This window comes from Pseudomonas sp. B21-017 (genome assembly GCF_024749245.1).
GTDB lineage: Bacteria > Pseudomonadota > Gammaproteobacteria > Pseudomonadales > Pseudomonadaceae > Aquipseudomonas.
In genome coordinates, this window is record NZ_CP087194.1 from 3,100,259 (window position 1) to 3,122,466 (window position 22,208).

The 22,208-nt window shown below is 59.3% G+C and carries 17 protein-coding genes; 2 read left to right on the plus strand and 15 right to left on the minus strand.

What is annotated here, in order from left to right:
• Positions 1-244 precede the first annotated feature (244 nt).
• The 5 genes from LOY28_RS14045 to LOY28_RS14065 form a co-directional block, all read right to left on the minus strand.
• Positions 245-1,315: an ABC transporter ATP-binding protein gene (locus LOY28_RS14045; protein ID WP_018925836.1), complete on the minus strand. Its 1,071-nt coding sequence runs from the start codon at positions 1,313-1,315 to the stop codon at positions 245-247.
• A complete protein-coding gene (locus tag LOY28_RS14050; protein WP_111453405.1) occupies positions 1,312-2,910 on the minus strand; it encodes an iron ABC transporter permease in 1,599 nt (532 codons plus the stop codon). Before LOY28_RS14050 ends, LOY28_RS14045 begins: the two co-directional genes overlap by 4 nt.
• Before the next feature lie 3 nt (positions 2,911-2,913).
• Entirely contained in the window at positions 2,914-3,930 is a 1,017-nt protein-coding gene (locus LOY28_RS14055; protein ID WP_258614311.1) for an iron ABC transporter substrate-binding protein, read from the minus strand.
• Positions 3,931-4,195: 265 nt separating this feature from the next.
• Positions 4,196-5,611 carry a HAMP domain-containing sensor histidine kinase gene (locus LOY28_RS14060; RefSeq protein WP_258614312.1) on the minus strand — a complete coding sequence of 472 codons (1,416 nt, stop codon included), beginning with the start codon at positions 5,609-5,611 and terminating at the stop codon, positions 4,196-4,198.
• Complete coding sequence (locus LOY28_RS14065; RefSeq protein ID WP_064617807.1) at positions 5,601-6,266, minus strand: response regulator transcription factor; 666 nt, start codon at positions 6,264-6,266, stop codon at positions 5,601-5,603. The genes LOY28_RS14060 and LOY28_RS14065 overlap by 11 nt, the downstream gene beginning before the upstream one ends.
• 188 nt (positions 6,267-6,454) lie before the next feature.
• On the opposite strand from LOY28_RS14065, the gene secF reads away from it, so the two are divergent.
• Positions 6,455-9,028 carry a protein translocase subunit SecF gene (secF, locus tag LOY28_RS14070; protein WP_258614314.1) on the plus strand — a complete coding sequence of 858 codons (2,574 nt, stop codon included), beginning with the start codon at positions 6,455-6,457 and terminating at the stop codon, positions 9,026-9,028.
• 3 nt (positions 9,029-9,031) lie between these two features.
• Here secF and LOY28_RS14075 read toward each other — a convergent pair whose 3' ends face one another.
• The 3 genes from LOY28_RS14075 to LOY28_RS14085 all read right to left on the minus strand — a co-directional run bounded on the left by LOY28_RS14075 (position 9,032) and on the right by LOY28_RS14085 (position 13,178).
• On the minus strand, positions 9,032-10,561 hold the full coding sequence (locus tag LOY28_RS14075; RefSeq protein WP_258614316.1) for a glycosyltransferase family 39 protein: 1,530 nt from the start codon (positions 10,559-10,561) through the stop codon (positions 9,032-9,034).
• Positions 10,562-10,588: 27 nt separating this feature from the next.
• Positions 10,589-12,310, minus strand: coding sequence for a lipid IV(A) 4-amino-4-deoxy-L-arabinosyltransferase (gene arnT, locus LOY28_RS14080; protein WP_018925843.1), 1,722 nt, complete (start codon positions 12,308-12,310; stop codon positions 10,589-10,591).
• Positions 12,311-12,497: 187 nt separating this feature from the next.
• Positions 12,498-13,178, minus strand: a complete 681-nt coding sequence (locus tag LOY28_RS14085) for a histidine phosphatase family protein (protein WP_258614318.1) — start codon at positions 13,176-13,178, stop codon at positions 12,498-12,500.
• A 298-nt stretch (positions 13,179-13,476) separates the two neighbouring features.
• Here LOY28_RS14085 and LOY28_RS14090 point away from each other — a divergent pair, with 298 nt between their 5' ends.
• On the plus strand, positions 13,477-14,748 hold the full coding sequence (locus LOY28_RS14090) for a HAMP domain-containing sensor histidine kinase (protein ID WP_111453316.1): 1,272 nt from the start codon (positions 13,477-13,479) through the stop codon (positions 14,746-14,748).
• Positions 14,749-14,754: 6 nt separating this feature from the next.
• Here the strand turns inward: LOY28_RS14090 and LOY28_RS14095 are convergent, their stop codons facing one another.
• The 7 genes from LOY28_RS14095 to LOY28_RS14125 form a co-directional block, all read right to left on the minus strand.
• Positions 14,755-15,309: a membrane integrity-associated transporter subunit PqiC gene (locus LOY28_RS14095; RefSeq protein WP_064617815.1), complete on the minus strand. Its 555-nt coding sequence runs from the start codon at positions 15,307-15,309 to the stop codon at positions 14,755-14,757.
• Positions 15,310-15,324: 15 nt separating this feature from the next.
• Positions 15,325-16,980: an intermembrane transport protein PqiB gene (locus LOY28_RS14100; RefSeq protein WP_258614320.1), complete on the minus strand. Its 1,656-nt coding sequence runs from the start codon at positions 16,978-16,980 to the stop codon at positions 15,325-15,327.
• On the minus strand, positions 16,961-17,629 hold the full coding sequence (locus LOY28_RS14105; RefSeq protein ID WP_086944304.1) for a paraquat-inducible protein A: 669 nt from the start codon (positions 17,627-17,629) through the stop codon (positions 16,961-16,963). Before LOY28_RS14105 ends, LOY28_RS14100 begins: the two co-directional genes overlap by 20 nt.
• Positions 17,626-18,222, minus strand: a complete 597-nt coding sequence (locus tag LOY28_RS14110; RefSeq protein WP_019578875.1) for a paraquat-inducible protein A — start codon at positions 18,220-18,222, stop codon at positions 17,626-17,628. The genes LOY28_RS14105 and LOY28_RS14110 overlap by 4 nt, the downstream gene beginning before the upstream one ends.
• A 174-nt stretch (positions 18,223-18,396) precedes the next feature.
• Positions 18,397-19,698 (minus strand): FAD-binding oxidoreductase, encoded by a 1,302-nt coding sequence (locus LOY28_RS14115; protein ID WP_258614321.1) that lies wholly within the window; start codon positions 19,696-19,698, stop codon positions 18,397-18,399.
• Positions 19,695-20,783, minus strand: a complete 1,089-nt coding sequence (locus tag LOY28_RS14120) for a polyamine ABC transporter substrate-binding protein (protein ID WP_258614323.1) — start codon at positions 20,781-20,783, stop codon at positions 19,695-19,697. Before LOY28_RS14120 ends, LOY28_RS14115 begins: the two co-directional genes overlap by 4 nt.
• A gap of 50 nt (positions 20,784-20,833) precedes the next feature.
• Positions 20,834-22,192: a glutamine synthetase family protein gene (locus LOY28_RS14125; RefSeq protein ID WP_018925852.1), complete on the minus strand. Its 1,359-nt coding sequence runs from the start codon at positions 22,190-22,192 to the stop codon at positions 20,834-20,836.
• Positions 22,193-22,208: the final 16 nt, after the last annotated feature.

Sequence of the window (22,208 nt, forward strand, 5' to 3'; positions counted from 1 at the left end):
ATCTGTGATCCGTTGAGGGTAAGCGCGATTTTGTGAAAGGAACATGAAAAACCGGTAGGTGATTCGTTTTATTTCAAGCCCATACAGGCACTGTTCAGGCTTCTACCGGCTCATCGCATTTTTTGTAGGGAAAGGCGTACAGAAGTGTCTGCCTTGATGGACTTGCGCTGCATTGCTTAGTTGTTTTTTTGAATTGTTATATTCGGGGGCGATTTCGTTTCTCGCCCGTTACCGATTCAAAAGCTTAAGGTTCGCTCAGTACATGAGCATGGCCGATGGTCGACACATGAACCTCGCTCCCAGCGGGTGGCGCATGCATGCCGGAACTGCGCACCAGCAATGAACGCCCCGGACGGTCATCAGCGTTCAACGTCTGCAATTCCACGGTCAATGTGCAGGTATTACCGCCGAAGTCGCATTCGGTGACCACGCCGCGACAGCCGTCCTGTTGCTCCAGGCCGTGGGGCGCGCTGATCAGCTGAAGTTGCTCGGGGCGCAGCATGATTTGCGCTGATCGGTTGTTTCTGTGGTTGTTGACCGGTATGCGACCCAGATCGCAATGAGCCCAACCCGCTTCGATTCTGGCCGGCATGACCACGGCATCCCCGAGAAACAGGGCGGTTTGTTCATCGGCGGGATAGCGGTAAAGGTCCAGCGGATGTCCGGATTGCACTAGCCGGCCCTGACGCATCACCGCCAACTGATCGGCGAATGACAACGCTTCACTTTGATCGTGAGTCACCAGAATGGTCGTGACACCGGCGTCAGCCAGAAGCCTTGCGACCAATTTGCGCATGGCGGCGCGCAAACCGGTATCGAGTGCCGAAAACGGCTCGTCCAGCAACATCAGCCGTGGTTGTTGCGCCAGGGCCCGGGCCAGCGCGACACGCTGTTGCTGGCCGCCGGAGAGTTCATGCGGCCAACGATTGGCCATACTCGAGTCCAGTGCCACGCTGTCCATCAACTCGGCGACACGTTCCTGTTTGGCAACGCCCTTGGCCGCCAGCCCGAAACCGATGTTGGCGGCTACGGTCATGTGCGGGAACAGCGCACCATCCTGCGGAACATAGCCGATCAAGCGTTGATGCGCGGGGACCTCGCGGGTGCCGTCGACCAGCATTTGACCATTGAGCGCAAGGCTGCCCGAGTCCGGGAACTCGAAACCGGCGATCATTCGCAGCAAGGTGGTCTTGCCCGAACCGGACGGGCCGACGATCACCGTACGGCTTCCCGTCGGCACCGACAGGCTGATGTTCTCCAGGGCTCGGTGAGAACCGTAGGACTTGCAGATCGAGTGGAGTTCAAGAGCGTTCATCGGCCAGCCGTGCGTTTGGATTGATGGTAAAGAAGTCCGGTTAACGGAAGCGACAGCAGAATCATGAGCAAGGCATAGGGCGCCGCGGCGGCATAGTCGATTTCACTGGTCATTGCCCAGAAACCGGTAGCCAGGGTGCGCGTGCCATTGGGGGCGAGCAGCAGGGTGGCGGTCAACTCATTGCTGACCGCCAGAAACACCAGCGCAGCGCCAGCGGCAGCACCGGGTGCGGCCAGACGCAGAGTGATCAGCCACAACGCCCGACCAGGCGAACGGCCGAGGCTGCGCGCCATGTTCTCCAGTTCCACCGGCGCCTGGGCGATGCCTGCGCGCAAACTCACCAGGGCGCGGGGCAAAAACATCAGTAAATACGCCAGCAGCACCGTGATGGTGGTCTGGTAAATCGGCCGGGCAAAATGAATCGTCAGCGTTACCAGCGCCAGCGCGACGACAATCCCCGGCAACGCGCTGGTAATGTAGTTGCAGCTTTCCAGCACACGTTGCAACGGGCCCGGTGAGCGAATCGACAGCCAGGCGATCGGGATGGCCGCGCATGTGGTAATGAGCGCGCCGGCGGCCCCGAGCATCAGCGTCTGCTCCAGCGCCGGCAGCAGTTCGCTCAGGTTCCAGACTTGCGCGCCACCGTCGATCAGCCACTTGCCAAGGGTGATCAACGGCACACCGAGTGCCAGCACACAGGTCATGCCTTGCAGCGTCAGCGCGAGCAGGGTGGTGCGCAACTTCAAGCGCACAATCCTTTGTTCGCGCGCGCTTCCCGACCCGACCCGGGCGTAGCGCGCCGTGCCGCGAGCAGCCGACTCGGCCGTCAGCATGGCCAGGCAGCAGAGCGCGAGGACGCCGGCCAGCATATTGGCGGCAGGCCCGTTGAAGGTGGACTTGAACTGATCGAAGATGGCCGTGGTGAAGGTGTCGAAGCGAATCATCGCGTACAGACCGTACTCGGCCAGCAGGTGCAGCCCCACCAGCAAGGCACCGCCGCAGATGGCCAGGCGCAACTGCGGCAGCACCACGCGAAAGAACACTGCCCAGGGCTTGAGCCCCAACGACTCGGAGACATCTTCGATAGCCGGATCGAGCCGGCGCAAAGTCGCTGCTATCGGCAGGTAAAGAAACGGGAAATAGGCGATGACCGACACCAGAACGCCGGCAAACAGGCCATGAATCGGTGGCACCAGACTGACCCACGCATAGCTGTGCACGAATGCCGGCACCGCCAGCGGCGCCGTCGCCAACAGCGACCACCAGCGCCGCCCCGGCAAGTTGGTGCGTTCCGTCAACCAGGCCAGCGCCAGACCCAGTGCGATGCACAAGGGAATGGTGAGCACCACCAGCAGCACGGTGTTGATCAGCAACTCGCCGACGCGTGGGCGCCATACCAGCGTCACCAGCGTCGCCCAGCCAGTCTGCACCGATACGCCGATCACGAAAGCAATCGGCAGCAACGCCAGCAACGACATCAGCACCGACAGGCTAATCACCCAGGCGCCGCCGCGGCCCGAGAAGACGCCGCGAGAGCGTGCGCGCAAGTTTACAGAGGACGCCGCAGCGACCTCTGCCGGTAGCGTTTCAGGCAACAATTAGAGCAACCCGGCCTGGGTCATCAGCTCAACCGCTTTTTTGCTGTCGAGTTTCGAGACGTCGACAGTCGGAGCGTCGAGTTGCTGCAGCGGCACCAGTTTCGGATTGGACTCTGCATTCTTGCCCACGGCGTATTCAAAAGAGTTGCCGTTCTTGAGGATCGCCTGGCCGTCTTTGCCGGTAATCCATTTCAGGAATGCCTGGGCCTGTTCCTTGTGTTGACTGGAGGCCAGGACGCCACCGCCGGACAGGCTGACAAAGGCACCTGGATCCTTGTGTTTGAAGTAGTTCAGCGAGGTGTTCTTGCTGTTCTCGCCGGTCTTGGACTGATCGACGAAGCTGTAATAGTGATAGATCACGCCGCTGTCGATCTGACCGGCATTGACCGCCTTGAGCACGGCGCTGTTGCCCCGGTAGGCGGTGAAGTTGGTTTTCATGGCTTTCAGCCAGTCGAGGGTCGCGGCTTCACCCTTGAGTTCCAGCACGGCAGCGACGATGGCCTGGAAGTCGGCACCGGCCGGCGAAGCGGCCCAGCGGCCTTTCCAGTTCGGTGCTGCGAGGTCCATCAGCGATTTTGGCAAGTCTGCTTCAGCCAGCTTGCTCGGGTTGTAGACGAACACCGTGGAGCGTGCGGCAATCCCTACCCATTTGCCATGCGCCGGACGATAGGCCGCGCCCACTTGTTCCAGCGTGCTCGGCGCAACCGGTGCAAACAGCCCCGCGTTGTCGACCAGCACCATCGCCGGGGAGTTTTCGGTCAGGAACACGTCGGCCGGGGAGGCTGCACCTTCCTGCACGAGCTGATTGCCCATCTCGGTGTCGTCGCCATTGCGCACGGTCACTTTGATGCCGGTTTCCTTGGTGAAACCTTCGACCCAGGATTTGGTCAGGCTTTCGTGTTGAGCGTTGTAGACCACGATACCCTCCGGCTGCGCAGCGGCATACACGTGACCGGCGCTGAGGAAAGCAGTGGTCAACAATGCGTTTTTAAGGAACGAGGGGATACGGGAAATCATTCTGTCGACGGCTCCTGTTTTTTTAGTCAACACGCGCAGATTCATTATTGGAACAATGCGAATCATTTGCATGTTTGAGTCGCCGCGAATGTAGAGCGCCAAATGAGAAAAAAACGTCAAAAAAATCGTAAATAGATGTCATTTCACTGTCGACGGAAAACTTGAGCCGACACGGTGGTGGGCAACTTTCAAACGATATCTTCGATCGGAGTGTGGCTTTGGGCCCCTTGGCTGAACTTTGGCCTGGTCTGAGGTGACGCCGGGTTCAAGGCTTATAACGCATCATGGCAATGGTCACGCGTGTTCCTGTCTGCGGCGTACTTTGAACCGTCAGATGTCCACCCAGTCTTTCGACAATCCGCTTGCAGTGGGCAAAGCCAAGCCCGAACGACGATGATTGCGACCGTGCGGCGTCGGCACGGAAAAACACTTGCCCCAATTGCCGGACTTCTTGCGTGGACATGCCTGCACCGTTATCTGTGATCCTGATGATCAAACCGCTGCCCGGTTGTTCGTCCAGCGTGACGTCGACGGCGCCGCCGGCCGGGGTGTACTTGATGGCGTTGTCCAGCAGGTTGCCAAACACCACCTCCCACTGTTCCGGTCCTCCGGCGACTTGGGCCTGATAATCCTCCAGCAGATGCAGGGAGAGACTGAGACCTTTGAGTTCGGCAGCCTTGCGCCAACGCTCGACAGCATTGAGTGCATTGTCATTCAACCCACTTGCCTGCCCGGCAATCTCGGCGGTGCCCTCCAGTTGCGCAAGGTCCAACAGGCCGAGAGACAGGCGCTTGAGCACCTGCATTTCGGCCAGCACATCACGACAGGTCTGGGCGTAATCTTCGGCGTGCCGTGGCCGCGCCAGAATGACCTCCAGCGCAGAGGTCACGGCAGCAATCGGCGTCTTCAGTTCATGGGAGGCGTTGGCGATAAACAGCCGTTGATGTTCCAGCACCTCCTGAACCGCCGCTTCCATTTGCGCGTAGCTGTCGAACAGCAGTTTTTCTTCCGCCGAGTGCGCCTCGAACACCACCCGGCGGGTGAATTCCGGCGGCTTCAAGGTGCGCAGTTGTCGAGCGAAATGGCGAAGGTTGCGGGTGGAGAGCGACACCACGATAAAACTGCCAAGCGTCGTCAACAGCAATATCCCTATCGCGGCCAGCGCCACCACCCGTTTGAAGGCGTTGACCGCATTGAGCACCGGTTGCGCGTTGGTGGCCACCAGCAGCCTGGCTTTCAGCGGGCCTTCGGGGCTGGCGCGCTCAAGGTCGCCCATCTGTGCGATCCATTTCTCGTGACCGACATCGAACAGGAAAGTCTCTTCGTCGCCCGCGCGAACCTGACTCATGGCCTCGCGAAGCGCTTTGCGCATTGACGGCGTTGGTCCCCAGGATTCTTGCAGCATCTCACCCGATATCGATGACAAGTCAAAAAACAGGTCGTGATCGTGATCCAGTTCCGAGGCGAATTCACCCTGGCGCTGATAGACCAACTGCGCGTTTTCGACGCTGATCAGCGACTCGATGACGTCCGACTGGGTATCGAGATGGTGCCGCAGTTCATCGAGCCGGGTGGTTTGCACCCAATGACTCAGCCACACATAGCCGACGAACAACACACACGCCTGAACCACGAACAACGTGAGCGCGATTTTGATGTTCAGTGCCAGGTTACGCCACACGAAGGATCAACCCTTTGCCGCGAACGGTTTCAATCTCGACGTCGGCCCCAGCCAACTTGCGTCGCAGGCGATTGAGCAGCACGTCCAGGCTGTTGCTGTCTGGCTCGCTGTCGAAAGGGTAGAGCAACCCCAGCAATACCGTGCGGGTCTGCAACTGATTCGCCTTGCCGGCCAGCGCCACCAGTAGATTGTATTCCATGCCCGTGAGATCCAGCGGACGGTCGCCGATGCTGACCCGCAAGGTGTCGAGTTCGATGTTCAGATTGCCCAGTGTCAGCGATTTCGAGCCACGGGCGATCGAGCGCCGATAGAGGGCATTGAGCCGCGACACCAATTCGATCATTTCGAAAGGTTTGCTCAGATAATCGTCGGCGCCGCGATCCAGGCCCTGCACCCGATCCACTACTTCGCTTCTGGCCGTGACCATGATCACCGGCACGTCGTTGCCCTTGCCGCGCACCACGCTGAGTACTTCCAGACCCGATATCTGCGGCAGCATCCAGTCCAGCACCAACACGTCGTATTCACTGGCATCGGCATAGTACAAGGCCTCTTTGCCGTCCCTGGCCAGATCCACCACCCAGCCTTCTTCCTCAAGCCCGCGCTTGATGCTGTTACCCAGCAGGGCATTGTCTTCGGCCACCAGAACCTTCATCGCTCGCTTCCTGATCAGGCATTGCAGGCGTGCATTCATTGCATGTCCGGCACGCACTGGCAAGCCGTCGCACAGCCATGTGACTTCGTTAACAAGCGGTTCATTTTCGCTTCTTTAGACTGCCCGCCAGTGGTGAGCGAGCCCTTCGGCTTCGATTCGCTTTTCAGTCCCTTTTCTGGATTTCTTCCATGAGCCTTTCCAGTCGACGCCTGTCGTTCATCCTCCTGACGGGGCTGCTGGCCTGTCTGGTGGCTGCGACATTTTCCAGCCTGGCCACTCATGTGCGCTTCGGGCTGGAGTTTCGCGGTGGTTACGAGATTTATTACGTTGTGAACCCGGCACCGGGCAAAACCCGGCTCGCCAAGGATGACTTGTTGCAGACGGTCGCGATCCTGAGTAAACGCGCCGACAGCATTGGTATTACCGAACCGGACATCCGGGTCGAGGGCGCCAACCATATTCGGGTGAAACTGGCAGGCCTGACGTCCGCCGAAGAATCACGCTCGCTGCTCGGAAGTTCGCAGGGGTTGCCCACGCAGCTGACCGAGAAATACACCCAGACCGTCGGCAGCGTACTCGGCAAAACCGCGCTGGCGGAAACCGTTCAGGCAGGTTTGATCGGCATCGCCTGTATTTTCCTGTTGCTGGTGGGGCTGTACCGCACTGCCGGTTTGATCGCCGCGTTTTGTACGCTGGTCTACCTGTGGCTATTGCTGATTGTATTCACCGCCTCGGGTGCCACCTTGTCGCTGTCGGCGGTGGTCGCGTTTGTGCTGGGCATTGGCATGGCGGCGGATGCGAGCATCATTTGCCTGGAACGTATTCGCGAGGAAATCGACCTTGGCCGGTCTCTGCGCGAAGCCGTGGATAACGGTTTCAAAGGCTCGCTGCCGACGATACGTGATGCAAACCTGGTGACCGCGCTGGCGATGATTGCCTTGTTCGCGGCCGGCATCGGGCCGATTCAAGGATTTGCGCTGACCATGCTGGTGAGCATCGTGATCAGTGTCGCCACTAACTTCTTGCTGATTCGCCAGCTGATGCTGTGGCTGGTCGATACCCAGTGGGTCAGCCAGCGTTGGTTGATCGGAAAGAGCAAGCCGCGCGCCACCAAGGCTCGCCGTTTCAACTTCTTGGGCCTGGGTAAAACGGCGATTGTGGTCTCGTTGCTGACCATCGTTTCCGGCTCGCTGTATTACCGCGCTCACGGCCTGAACCTGGACATTGATTTTACCGCCGGCACTGCGCTGGACATCGACGTCGACCGTGCGATCACTCAGGAAACCGCCACGCAAATCATGACCGGGGCGGGCACCATCCCGGCCACCGTGGCCGTGGGCGGTGCACAGAATCAGCACATCGCCGTACGCTTCGATGAAGTGCTCAAGTCCGCTGATCTGAAGCAGATCATTACTGCGTTCAAGGGTAAGTATCAGACCGTAGAGTACGAGGAAAACACCGCAGACCCGGGCGTTGCACGGGATTTTGCCACTCGGGCCATTTATGCGGTGATTGCGGCATTCGCCAGCATCGCAATCTATATCGGCCTGCGTTTCTCCTGGGCCATCGCCTTGGCAACCTTGCTGCCGATCGTTCAGGACATCCTCATCGTTTCGGCGATCTTCTCGCTGTTCAAGTTCGAGATCGACGTCACTTACATCGCTGCATTGCTGACGATCATCGGCTATTCACTGAACGACAAGATCGTGATCTTCGGACGCATTGTCGAAAACGTGAAAAAGTCCCCGCCGGTGGATGCGCTGGCCTTGTGGAGCCTGATCAACCTGAGCATCAGCCAGACCCTGAGGCGTTCGCTGTACACCGTGCTGACAGTGGTGATGGCGTCGACCTGCCTGTATCTGTTTGCCTGCGAACCGTTGCAGATGTTCTCGCTGGCTCTGGTGCTGGGTCTGATATCCGGCGCGGTGTCGTCGATTTTCATGTCCAGCGCTATCTGGCTGACGCTTTCCCGGCGAAGCTTTCGGGTGGCGAAGGTTGGTTCAACATTGAAACTCAGCCCCAAGCGTGTCCCGCATCTGGCGTCCACGCCGTTCCTGGGGGCACTGCTGTTCGTCTGCACGGTCGGCGTCGGTGGGTGGTTCTGGGTGCCGGCTCAGGCAACGGCCGGTAAAACGACGGTGAGCGCCTTGACGGTGACCGGTTCCCTTGGCGATTTGTCGAGTTTCCGGACGATTACCGTAGACACTGCCCGTTTAGTGGACGCCGGCGACCTGAAAGCAGCCAAGGCTCGCATCACCGATCTGGAAACAGCGTGGGATCAAGCCGAAGAAACCTTGCAGCCGAAGTCGCCGGCTGACTGGACTTCGGTCGATAAATCGATTGACCGTGCACTGTCCCAACTGCGCTCCGGCAACCCGGATCCGCAAGCCTGTGCCGAAGCCTTGAAGACTCTGCTGGCCAAGTTTGATAGCAAGCAGATCAGTGCCGCCATCCCCGTAGCAGCCACTCCCGCCGGGTCGATGGGCGATCTGTCCTACCTGATGGCCATCATTACCGACACCAAAAAGCTACTGGGCAGTGGCGACATGAAAGGTGCAAGGGCCAGGATCACTGACCTGGAAAGTGCCTGGGACCAAAACGAGGAACAACTGCGACCGATTGATCCTGAAGGCTGGACCTCCATCGACAAGTCCCTGGACCGGGCGTTGAAGCAAGTCAGAACCGGGTCGCCGGATCTGACTGCGTGTACTGAGGCGCTGGAAACCCTGGCGACGAAGATCGACAGCAAGCGCCTGCACTGACACCTATTCGGCCCGGGGAATATACGCCACGCTCTGGTCTTCACGGCCGTGGAATATGCGCTCGCCGTTGGTGGGCGTGGTGGTGATGACCTGATGGTCTGCACTCAGGTAGTCCAGCGGTACTGCATCACCGTTGCGGTACTGGGTGATAACGATGGTGCGTTGCGGGTCCCAGTGCTGGCCGCTGGTGTTGTCCAGCCAGGTCATCAGCGCGGCGGTATCGCCGGTGCGAGGAAAGTCCTGGCTTTGCTGCACGTAATAGAAGGGGGCGCCGCCGGTTTGCAGGTACATCGGCACTTTGTTGTCCACCTCGATCATCACCATGCGCCATGTATTGAGCGGTGCGCGTTTGCTGGCCTCAAGCCTGACCGTCTCACCGAACTGAACCACGCCGCCACCGCCGTTGGTCCAGGGATAGAACACACCGAGTATCGCCATCAACAACACAGCGGTCAGGCCGAAACCGATTTTCAATCGGCGACTACCGAACCTGTCTGTGGCGTTGCGTTCGGCCATTCGCCGGGTGATCCACCAGGCGCCCAGCAACTGGGCGAAGGGCACCAGGGGCAATACGTAGTAACTGCGTCGACTGCCGCTGGCCGTGAAAAACAGCATCAACAGACCCAACCCCCAAACCAGCCAGCGCGTATTGGGTTCGACGCTGCGCCAGTGGCGCAGCGCAAACCACAACCCCAGCATCCAGCAAGGCGCCCATGGCAGGGTGTATATCGGGAGGTAAAGCAGATAGGTGTAGATCGGTCCGATGTTGTCGAAGGGCTGGAAAAACCGCACGACGTTTTCCCGCAGCACCAGGCCCAGGCCACTTTCGCCATAAGTCGGCGCGCCGTAGAGGTGCGACAATATGAATGGCGTCATGTAAAACGCCCCGGCGATGACCAGGGCGCCGCACAGCCGCAGATTGAGATGGCTTTTCCAGCGACCGTCCTGCACCACATGCGGTAATAGCAGCAAGCCCGGCAGAATGAAGCCGATCAGGCCTTTGAACAATGAGGTCAGGGACAACAGCAGGAAAAACACCAGGTAACGGCTGAAACGCGTGTCTTGCGGCCCGCGCCAATACCACCACACCGCCGCCAGCACACCGCAGACGGTGAGGATGTCGGCGGTGGCGACCCGTGCCCAGAACACGAAATAAAAGGTGGTCGCCAGCATCCACCCGGCAATCAATCCGGTGCCTTTGCGCATTAGCTGCTCGCCGATCAAGTACACCAGCCAGACGCTCAGCCAGGCGGCAACCACCGAAGACAAGCGTAATGACCAGTGCCCTAAACCGCCGGTCAGCCAGGCGGTGGCCGTGATCAGCCAGTAGGAGGGCAGCGGTTTGTCGTAATACGGCCCGCCCTTGAGGTAGGGATCGAAATAGTCACCGCTCTGGAGCATTTGCAACGCGATGTTGGCCCAGCGGGTTTCCGGCCCCCATAACTCCCGCGTGCCCAGGCCCAACAACAAAATCAGCGCAGAGGCGCCGAGCAGGAGCGCCAAGGCGCCCCTGTCACTAGCCCGAAGGTTCATAGCGGGTTTCCTGTAGGAAGAACGGTGTCAGGGTTGGCTCTGCGGGAATATCAGAATCTCCAGGTGGCCGCGCTGATAGCGCTTGCCATCGATGGGCAACATCTCGACTTCCTGCATCTCCGCGACACTGTTAACCCGCATCACCACGCCGACCGCGCCTTTTTTGCGGGCCTCGGTCATCCATTGCCCGACGTTGTCCAGGGTGACTTTACGTGACGCCATAGCGGGATCGTCGAGGCCATATTTCAGCTCGCCGACAGTGTTGAACAGATCGACCTGAGGTCGCTTCAGGCGCCACGACAAGGCTGACGCCGCGCCCAGATCGTTGCTGAGCAACGATGTCGTCTGACTCAAGGCATCCAGATGCTCGGCGATGAACTGGTCAGGCATTTGGCTATTGACGATCTGCGCCGGCATCGCTGCCGGCAACAACGCTACCAGCAGCCAGATGCCGAGTGCCGGCATGGCCCAGAATATCAATGGACGCAGCACCTGCAAGGCGTTGGTGATGATCCAGCCGAGCAACACGATGAACGCCAGGGACAGGGTGAACATCTCGGTGTTTTCGTAGACTTCCTTGGTGGCTTGCAGATAAAGCAGGGCGATCAGGGCGCTGGTGGCGATGACGACGTTGATCACGCCGTTGATGCGAATGATCCGGCCTCGTCCTTGATTCAATAGCTCCATCACTGCGTGTCCCATCAGCAATGCCAATGGCAACAGGCACGGCATGATGTAGGTCGGCAGTTTTCCGCTACTCGAGCTGAAGAGCGCCAGCGGCAACAGCATCCAGAGCAACAGAAAACCGATCACGGGCTGGCGCTTTTGCTGCCAGGCCTGGACGAGTGTCGTTGGCAACAAGGCAGCCCAAGGCAGGCTCGAGGCGACCAGCAGCGGCAAATAGAACCACCACGGGCGCGCGTGTTGCGCATCTTCGCCAGCAAAACGGCGGATGTGTTCGTGCCAGAAGAAAAACCGCCAGAAGTCCGGTTCCTGATGATGAATGGCAAGCACCCACGGCAGGCAGACCACCGCCGCCACGACCACCGCCAGTGGTCCGTAGCGCAACAGCTCGCCCAGGCGTCGCTGCCAGATCATGTAGGGCAGGGCGATCAACACCGGCAACAACCAGGCGAGAAAGCCCTTGGTCATGAAGCCCATGCCACAGGCAAAACCCAACAGCGCCCAAGCGCCGAGTTTGCCGCGGGAGGAATGGCTATCGATGGCAAACCACAACGCGACCAGGCTCAAGTTGACCCAGAGCGTGAATTGCGGATCGAGGTTGGCGTATCCGGCTTGTCCGGCGATCAGGCCGAAGCTCATGTAGAGCAAGGCGCAGATAAAGCTCTTGCCCGGATCATTCCAGAATCGGCGAGCAATCAGGTAAGTCAGCCAGACGCTCAGCCCGGTGCTCAGCGCCGAAGCGATACGCACACCAAACAGGTTGTCGCCAAACACCGCTTGGCCGATGGCGATCATCCAGTAACCGGCGATGGGTTTCTCGAAGTAGCGGATACCCATGAAGTGCGGGGACACCCAGTTACCGCTCAGCAGCATTTCCTGACTGATCTGGCCATAGCGGGTTTCATCGGGAATCCATAGACCATGGGTGACTAGCGGCAGCAGGTAGAAGACCACGTACGCCAGCAGCAAGCCGGGCACGATCCAGCGTTCGGTGATGGGCAGCGCACGCGCGGTGCCACGCAATAAAGAGCCGTCGGGGTGGGGCAACAAGTTATTGGACGTCATGACTCGACCTTGGCGCAGAAGGAAGTTGCTCCGCCAGGTGCACGCTTGCACTAGCGGAACTTTTTACATAAAGCAACACAATAGCGATGTGGACTACAGAAGTTGCGTCAGCCATCTAATGGTTACGGACTAGTTATAGTCTGCCCGAGCAAAAAGGCTTTCTCGGCTTCGACTTTTTTTTCCGCGATTATTGTTTCAAGGCTTTGCCGTGCAACAGCGTCTGCCAGTCAGTGGCATTCACAATGCCGAGTACCTGAGGTTGCCCGTCGGCGGCAATTTGCACGAACAAGGCACTGCCATACTTACTGGTCGTCGCGTGCTCGAAACCGGTCTGGGCTTCGAAATCACTGATGCAACCGCTGTGCGTGACCAACACCAGGTTTCGATGGGCTTGCTTGTGCGCCACCACATCGTTACGCAGGGTTTTACCGCAGCTGACCAGCCATTCCTGGGTCATCGCGTCTTTGCCGAACATGTAACGCGAGGTTTGTGCCGTGCGGGTGGCTGGGCTGCTCAGCACATCGGTCTGGGTCATGCCCAGCTGCATAAAACCTTGGCCCACGGCTGTGGCGGCTTCGCTGCCGACTCGGGTAATGCCGTCGGCGGGGCCAAGGCACGGATTGCTGGACTGGTCGCAGCGTTCCGCATGGCGAACCAGTACCGCCACTTCACCGGCTTGCCAGCGATCGACCAGGCTGTTGGTCGCTTCGGACCCGGCGGTCGCCAGGTTGATCGGAGATCTGGGCCACCAGACAAACCCCGTGACGAGTGCCGCGATAACCAGAGCGGCCGTTGCCGCGACCAGTTTGCCGAGCCGCGATGTAACGATTCGTGCCGCTGGCTGTTTGCGCGATACATGATCAACCATGTTTTGTTTACCCGTCGGTACGCAATAGAGAACAACTTTCAAATACAACCCAGCGTAACAACGCTTGAAGGGGCCTGGAAAGACACTAGTTCAAGGCAGGTGTCGGAGTGGTGAAAGGGATGTGAAAAATTTGCGTAGAAAAATTTCAGTACTTTTTTTAGTTGGTTGTTGCAGCGCTTGTCTTGAACACCACGTACAGTGGTCTATGGTCTATCTTTGGTTCGCGTCTCGGCTCTGCGGCATCGGCCCGATTCAGCAGATGGCGCGGTTTGAACCGGCAGTGGAGCCAAGCAACAGAATGGATTTCAAACTGAGTCTGAATAAACGGATTGTCATCGTATTTGCCTTGATGAGTACCTTGGTCGCGGGCGTATTTGCGATGGGCATCGTCGCGACCGTGCATGTGGTGGATCGAAATATCACGGCTTCCCGCCTGGTAGGAGGGCTGCACCGCTTGCTGTCGATGGAAAACAGCGCCGGGTGGAGCCATCAGCCGGAGAAAGACGAACTGTTTTTCATCCAGGAAGGTCCGGGTGCGATGGCGCTGGATAAGGAACTGGCGGCGCTTGCACCAGGTTTTCAGGAAACGCTCTACGCGGGTTCTAAGTACTACGCCATGGTAAGCCTGGTGGGCGGTCGCAAATACGTTTTGTTGCGAGACCGGCGAAGCGTCGAACAGCGTGAACAGGCGTTATTCTCGGTGGTGGTCGTCGGGTTCGTCTTGAGCATCCTGCTCGCGGTTTTGTTAGGCCGGATGCTGGCCAGGCGTGTGATGGCGCCGGTCATTCGTCTGGCGCACCAGGTGCGTCAACGTGAGCAGTTGCTGGAACTGGCCCCTGAGCTTCATCCCGACTACGCGGCCGACGAAGTGGGAGCGCTGGCACTTGCCTTCGATCAGACCCTGGGCCGGTTGCGTGAGGCACTGGACCGGGAAAAACTCTTTACCAGCGATGTCAGCCACGAACTGCGCACGCCATTGATGGTATTGGGCAGTTCCTGCGAATTGCTGCTAGCCAATCCCTCGCTTGACCGGCGCTCCGTGGCTCAAGTCAGTCGAATTGCCCGCGCGAGCGACGAAATGCGGCAATTGGTCGATACGTTTCTGATGCTGGCTCGCGATCGGGAAGACTCTGATACCGCAGCAAGTGCGACGCTCAAAGAAGTCGCCGATGCTCTCGTGGATATCTGGGCGCCGCTGATCCGGGAAAAAGGCATCGAGTTTATCTACGACAATGAACAGGTTTCGTCGGATCGCCATAACCTGACGTTCCTGCGATCGGTCATGGGCAATTTGCTGCGCAATGCCTGGCATTACACCGATCACGGCTACATTCGCCTGACCCTGCGGGCGCGCGGTTTCAGCGTCGAAGACAGTGGCATAGGCATTTCGGAAGAAAAACGCCATACGATGTTTCAACCGTTCGTTCGCGGTGACGAGCGCCGGGGAGAAGGCCTGGGACTGGGGCTTTCACTGGTCCAACGGATTTGCACCCATCAGAATTGGCGAGTGGAACACAGCAGCCTTCAGCCCAACGGCAGTTGTTTCACCATTGAACTGGAAGGCGTCTGATGACTGTTATTTAGTTGCCGGGCAGCTTTTCGATGTGCCGGCGGTAGCCTGGCTGATGGTGGCGGCCAAGCGCTTCACATTGTTCTGATGAGCCACCACCAACTCATCGATACTCGTGCCGGAAGGCGTCTGCAAGGTGCTGCGGCAGGTGACTAATGCAGCATCGCCTTCGCCGAGTTTGCGCAGGCGCCATTTGACGTCGATCAATGCGTACTGACCGGGTATCGAATCAAAACGCTGAACGTCCAGGCGCAACGACACTTTGCGCTGCGGGTTACTGTTGACCAGTTGATCGACCAGGGCACTGCGCAGTTCCTCCGACAGGCTTGCGCCCCACCATTGTGTTTCGAGGATTGCCAGGCCGGCGTTGCCTTGACGAATGACGATCTGCGGACGGTCGACCTGGGGCGGCACGGTGATGCTTTCGATCTGGATGTCCGCTCCGCCGCTTGCACCGCTCGGTTGAGCCGGGGTCAGGGTGTGGAATTGAATCGGCTCACTGCGGCAAGCGGCGAGTAGCAACAACGCAGTGACCAGCGTGATCTTCAGCGAAAATGCCATGGGTAGCTCCTGTGGTCAGTTGCGCGGTGGCCCTTGCAGATCCATCGGCGCGGCATTGTCGGGGCGGCCGCGAATCAGCGATTCCGGATGCCGTCCCATGTAGTCCGAGAGTTCACGCAACGAGCGCGACATGCGTCCAAGCTCGTCCAGAGTCTGGCTCAGTTGTTCCCGTTGCGGCGAATCTTCGGCGAGGGTCGAACTGGCCGATTGCAAGGTCTTGCTGACGTCCGATAGGGTGGTTTGCACGCCGGGCAGGGTCTTGGCGTTGAATTGCGCTAAGCCTTTGCGCAGTTCGACGAGATTGCTGTCCAGGTTGCCGGCTATGCGTTCGATAGGCAGTTGGTTGATTTTGTTGACCATGCTCTCGAGTTTTTCCTGCAACTGCTCAAGGCTCCCGGGAATGGTGGGAATGACGACGGGACGGGCGGTCGGATCGAACACGACTTTTTCAGCTTTGGGGTAGAAGTCGAGCGCGATGTACAGCTGGCCGGTCAACAGATTGCCGTTACGGGCCTGGGCTCGCAGGCCGTTTTCGATGAAGGAGCCGATCAGGCGCACGCTGGCGGCTTCATCGTTGGGGTCATGTTTCAAGGCTTCGAGCAATTTGAGATGAGCCTTACCGAGGCGTTGCGGGTAGATCACGATGCCGACATTGACCGGGAAGCTGCGGTTTTTCACGTCGAAATCCAGATTGACTGCCACCACCCGGCCGATCTCTATGCCGAGGAATTCCACCGGTGCATCAACCTTGAGCCCGCGCAATGCCTGATCGAATCGCAAGCTCAGGTACTGCGCCTTGCCGTTGGGCGGGGCGAGGGCGGTATGCTCATCCTCGAACAGGTCGAAGGCATTATCCTCGGCCGCCACTTGGTCGTTGGGGCTGTATTCCGGCGCGCGAAACGCGATGCCGCCCACCAACAGGGCCGACAGGGATTCGGTCTTCACCGCAAAACCGTTGGCGCCGACATTCACATCTATACCGCTGGCGTTCCAGAACCGGGTGTTCTCGGTAACGTAGGCATCGTTGGGTGCGTGCACGAATATTTCGATGTTCACCCCTTTGCCGTCGGCATCCAGTTCATACGCCACCACTTGCCCGACGGGGATCTTGCGGTAGTAGACGGGGGAGCCGATGTCCAGCGAGCCGAGGTCCTGAGTGTGCAGCATGAAGCGTTTACCCGGTTCGCCATAGGTAATGGGTGGCGGGTTTTCCAGCCCGATGAAGTGTTTGGAGCGGGCATCGGCCTGGCCGATGTCGGCACCAATGTAGTCGCCCGACAGCAAGGTATCGATGCCCGAAACGCCACCGGCACCGATGCGCGGCCGCACAACCCAGAATTGCGAGTCTGCGCGAGTAAAGCTTTCAGCTTGTTTGTCGAGCTGGATCGTGGCGTCGACGCGTTTCTGGTCGCCGCTCAGTTTCACTTCCGAGACGCGGCCGATGACCACATTGCGGTATTTGACCTCGGTCTTGTTGGCCACCAGGCCGCTACCGGTCTTGAATGTGATGGTGATGGTCGGGCCTTCCTGCAGCCAGCTGTGCACCACCAGGGAAATCCCCACCAACACCGCTACGATCGGCACGATCCATACCAGCGAAACGCTGAAGCGACGGGTCTTGATCGCGGCTTGGCCAGGGGCTTGCGGACCGTCAGTGGCTTGGGACTTCATCCATGGGCTCCTCATCTTGTGGGTTTTGCAGCGCTCTATCCCGCTCGTTATCCCAGATCAGCCGCGGGTCGAAACTCATCGCCGACAGCATGGTGAACACCACCACCAGACCAAAGAACAGAATGCCCGGGCGCGGTTCGATATCGCCCAGGGCCTGGAATTTCACCAATGCCGCCACCAGCGCAACGACAATGACGTCGAGCATCGACCAGTAGCCGATCAGCTCGACAAAACGGTAAAGCCTCGAACGTTCCTTGCGCGCCCAGAAGCTGCCGCGTTGCACCGTGATCAGCAGCAGGGAGAGAGCAACGAACTTGATGCCCGGCACCGCGATGCTGGCAATGAAAATGATTAGCGCAATGTCCCATGCACCGTGTGCCCAGAACTCCAGCACACCGCTCATGATGGTGCTGTCGGAGCCGTTGCCGAACAGACTGGTGTTCATGACCGGCAGCAGATTGGCCGGGATATAAAACACCAGTGAGGCCAGCAGATAGGCCCATGTCCGGGTCAGAGAGTCAGGTTTGCGGGCATGCAACGGCGCGCCGCAGCGTTCGCATTCGTGAGGTTGATCGGTCATGTCGCAGGCCATGCCACAACTGTGGCACAGGCACAGGTTGAGTTCGCTGGCGAGCGGTGGCCTGTTCATAGGGTGTCCCACAAATCACGTACATCGCGCCCGGCGATGCGGATCAGCAACAGGCTGAGGACCGCCAGGGCAAACATGCCGATACCCGGCAGCACATCCAGCAGCCCGGCGAGTTTGAACACCGCGACCATCGCCCCAAGCAGGCAGACTTCCAGCATGCTCCAGGGCCTGAGGGTTTCCAGCCAGCGCATGCATAGCTTGAAGCCTGGGGAACGTCGGGAGGTGAGGGCAAAGCTCAATACCCAGATCAACAGGAGCAGCTGGAACATCGGCGCGATGATGATGGAAATCGCCGCCACTAACGCAATGAAAGTGATCGGCCCCTGGCTCAGCGCCACCACCGAATCCCACAGCGTCGCGCTGTTCTTCATGCCCTTGAGGCTGATGGTCATGACCGGATAGAAATTCGAGAAAGTCCACAGCACGGCCGCCGTGAAGCTCAGCGCCAGGCGTTGCTGCACCGACAAGCCGTTGTAACGCGCAAGCACACCGCCGCAACGTGTACACAGGGCCTTTTGATGTTTGGCGAGCGTGACTTTTTCATACACGCAGTCGCAGTGCTCGCAGATGATCAATGGAGCAGTCGTCGCCATGGGCAGCACTCGCCGGGAGGCAGAAAAGTCAGAGCACTCCCTCAATATAGAAGTGACTTGCGATTGAGCAAATCTAAAGGCTACTCCAGGGATAACCCGAATGCGGCACTAGAGGGCATTTGTAGCAGACTGCACTTCGGCTTCTGGGTATGTGCAAAGCCATTACCACGAATCTCAGCCAAGCAATTCGCGCAACCGGTACCAGAACATGCCAAGCGCCAGCAGCGGTGAGCGCAGGGCTCGTCCGCCGGGAAAGGTCATGTGCGGCACGGCGCTGAACACGTCCAACCCCTGGCTGTGGCCGGCATGAATCGCTTCGGCCAGCAGCCGGGCGCACCAGTGGGTCACGTTCAGGCCATGGCCGGAATAACCCTGGGCGTAGAACACGTTCGGGTACTGGCTCAGGCGGCCGGCCTGGGGGAAACGGTTGGCGGTGATGCCGATCTTGCCGCCCCATTGATAGTCGATGCGCACATCCGCCAATTGCGGGAAGACCTTGAGCATTTTCGGTCGCATATAGGCGCCGATGTCCACGGGGTCGCGCCCGGAATAATGGCAGGCGCCGCCGAACAGCAAGCGTCGATCCGCCGAGAGCCGGTAGTAATCAAGGCCGACTTTCTGGTCGCACAGCGCCAGGTTCTGCGGGATCAGCTGAGCGGCCACCTCGGGTGCCAACGGTTCGGTGGCGATGATGTAACTGCCCGCCGGCAGCACCTTACCGCTCAGGCGCGGTTCGAGTTCTTCCAGATGTGCGTTGCAGGCCAACACCAGGCTGCCGGCGCGCACTGTACCGCCGGCGCAGCGAACCTGCCCGGTGCTGCCGTGGACCAACTCCAGCACCGGGCTCTGCTCGAAAATCCGTACCCCGAGAGATTGCGCCAGCCGCGCTTCGCCGAGCACCAGATTCAGCGGATGCAAGTGCCCCGAACCCATGTCGATCAGGCCGCCGGCATAAAGGTCCGAGCCCACCACTTGCTGGCGGATCTGCTCGGGGCCGACGAGTCGGGTTTCATGGGCGTACTCCAACTCGGCGAGGCTATGCAGCTCTGCCTTGAACGCAGCGAACTGCGCCGGGGTATTGGCCAGTTCGCAAAAGCCCCAGCGCAGGTCGCAATCGATGCCATGTTCACGGATGCGATTGCCCACCAGCTCCACGGACTCGATGCCCGCACGCTCCAGATAACGCACGCCTTCCTCGCCGACATAACGTGCGAACCCGCTGACGTCATGGCCAATGCCACGGATCAACTGCCCGCCATTACGACCGCTGGCGCCCCAGCCGATCCGCCGGCCCTCCAGCAGAATCACCGAGAGCCCGCGCTGTGCCAGTTCGATCGCAGTGTTGACCCCGGTGAACCCGCCACCGATCACGCAGACATCGGCTTCAAGGTCCGAATCCAGCGTAGGGTAGGGTGCCATGCCATTGGCCGATGCCGCGTAATAGGAGCGGGCATGTTGCTTGTCATGCTGATTCATTGGTTGGACTTCACTTTGCTCCAGGAACGGGTCATCAGACGCATGATCGCCTGGGGCGGGGTGGTGGAAATGTAGAGTTTGTCGAGGACGTCCTGGGGTGGGTAGACCTCAGGATTATTGACCAACTCTGCATCCATGTAGGCCTTGGCCGCCGGGTTCGGATTGGCATAGCCCACCGAGGCGCTGACCTTGGCGATCACTTGCGGGTCCAGCAGGTTATTGATGAAGGCGTGGGCCTCTTTCGGGTTGCTGGCGTCGGCGGGAATTGCCAGCAGGTCGAACCACAGGTTGCTGCCTTCCTTGGGGATCGAGTAGGCGATGTTCACGCCGTTCTTCGCTTCCTTGGCGCGATTGGCCGCCTGGAACACGTCGCCGGAGTAACCGAAGGCCACGCAGATGTCGCCGTTGGCCAGGCCCGAGACGTACTTGGAGGAATGGAAGTAGGTGATGTAAGGCCGGATGCTCAAGAGTTTGGCTTCGGCTTTTTTAAAGTCCTCAGGGTTTTCGCTGCGTGGGTCCATGCCCATGTAGTTGAGGACTGCCGGGAATACTTCATCAGCCGAGTCCATCATCGACACACCACACTGGCTGAGTTTCTTCAGGTTCTCGGGTTCGAAAAACACGGCCCAGGAATCGATGTGATCAATGCCCAGCACTTGCTTGACCTTGTCGACGTTGTAGCCGATGCCGTTGGTGCCCCACAGATACGGTACGGAATGCGCGTTCTGCGGATCGTTTTTCTCCAGCAGCGTCAGCAGTTTCGGGTCGAGGTTTTTGAAGTTGGGCAGCTGCGAGCGATCCAGTTTGAGGAACGCACCGGCCTTCACCTGGCGCGCGAGAAAGTGGTTGGACGGCACCACCACGTCATACCCGGTGCGGCCGGCGAGCAGTTTGCCTTCCAGGGTTTCGTTGGAATCGAATACGTCGTAGATCACCTTGATCCCGGTTTTTGCCTGGAAGTCGGCGAGGGTGGTCTCGCCGATGTAATCGGTCCAGTTGTAGACGCTGACGCTTGGCTGAGCCTGCGCCCCGGCGCTGAACAATACCGCCAGCGCGACCGGAACCACGGATTTCAATAGACGCATATCGACACCTCTTTGAGTTATTTGGCTTTGTGGGAGCGGGCGTGTGTTTTTTAGACGCTGAGCAGCAGGAACTCGCGCTCCCAGGAGCTGATCACGCGCTTGAAGTTCTCGTGTTCGGCGCGCTTGACCGCGACATACCCCCGGACGAATTTGCTGCCCAGGTAGCGCTTGATGGTTTCGCACTCTTCCATGCGCGTGAGTGCGTCCTCGATGGTGATCGGCAGGCGCAGGTTGCGTCGCTCGTAGGCACGACCCTGCACCGCGGCGCTCGGCTCGACCTTTTCGACCATGCCCAGGTAGCCGCACAACAGGCTCGCGGCGATCGCCAGGTAAGGGTTGGCGTCGGCACCCGGCAAACGGTTTTCCACGCGCATGGCGTCGGGGCTCGAGGTCGGCACGCGCAGGCCGACGGTGCGATTTTCTTCGCCCCATTCGACGTTGACCGGTGCCGAGGTGTCGGGCAGGAAGCGGCGGAACGAATTGACGTTGGGCGCGAACATCGGCAGCACTTTGGGGATGTACTTTTGCAGGCCGCCGATGTGGTGCCGGAACAGCTCGCTCATCTGCCCGTCGGCATCGGCGAAGATCGGCTGGCCGCTGGCGATGTCGACCACGCTTTGATGGATGTGCATGGCGCTGCCAGGTTCGTCACCAATGGGTTTGGCCATGAAAGTCGCAGTCACGTTGTGCTTGAGTGCCGCCTCGCGCAGGGTGCGTTTGAACACGGTGATCTGGTCCGCCAGGTCCAGCGCATCGCCATGACGGAAGTTGATTTCCATCTGCGCCGGGCCGTCTTCGTGGATCAGCGTGTCGAGGTCCAGGCCCTGCAGTTCGCACCAATCGTAGACGTCTTCAAACAGTGGATCGAACTCGTTGGCGGCGTCGATGGAAAAAGACTGTCGACCGCTTTCCGCACGGCCAGAACGCCCCAGCGGCGCCTTGAGTGGCAAGTCCGGGTCTTCGCAGCGCTGGGTCAGGTAGAACTCCATTTCCGGCGCGACAATCGGCTGCCAGCCTTTGTCGGTGTAAAGCTGCAGCACTTTCTTCAGCACGTTGCGCGGCGACAGTTCGATGGGGTTGCCGAACTTGTCGAAGGTGTCGTGGATCACGATGGCGGTGGGTTCGATGGCCCACGGCACCACGTAAACCGCGTCGGCGACAGGTTTGCAGACCATGTCGATGTCGGCCGGGTCGAGCAGGTCGTAGTAGATGTCGTCGTCGACAAAGTCCCCGGTTACCGTTTGCAACAGCACACTTTCCGGCAGACGCATGCCTCGCTCATGCAGGAACTTGTTGGTGGGTGCAATCTTGCCGCGAGCAATGCCGGTCAAGTCGCTGACCACACACTCGACCTCGGTAATCTTGTGATCTTTCAGCCACGTGAACAGCTGATCGAAAGGGACATTCATAAAGACCTCATTGTTG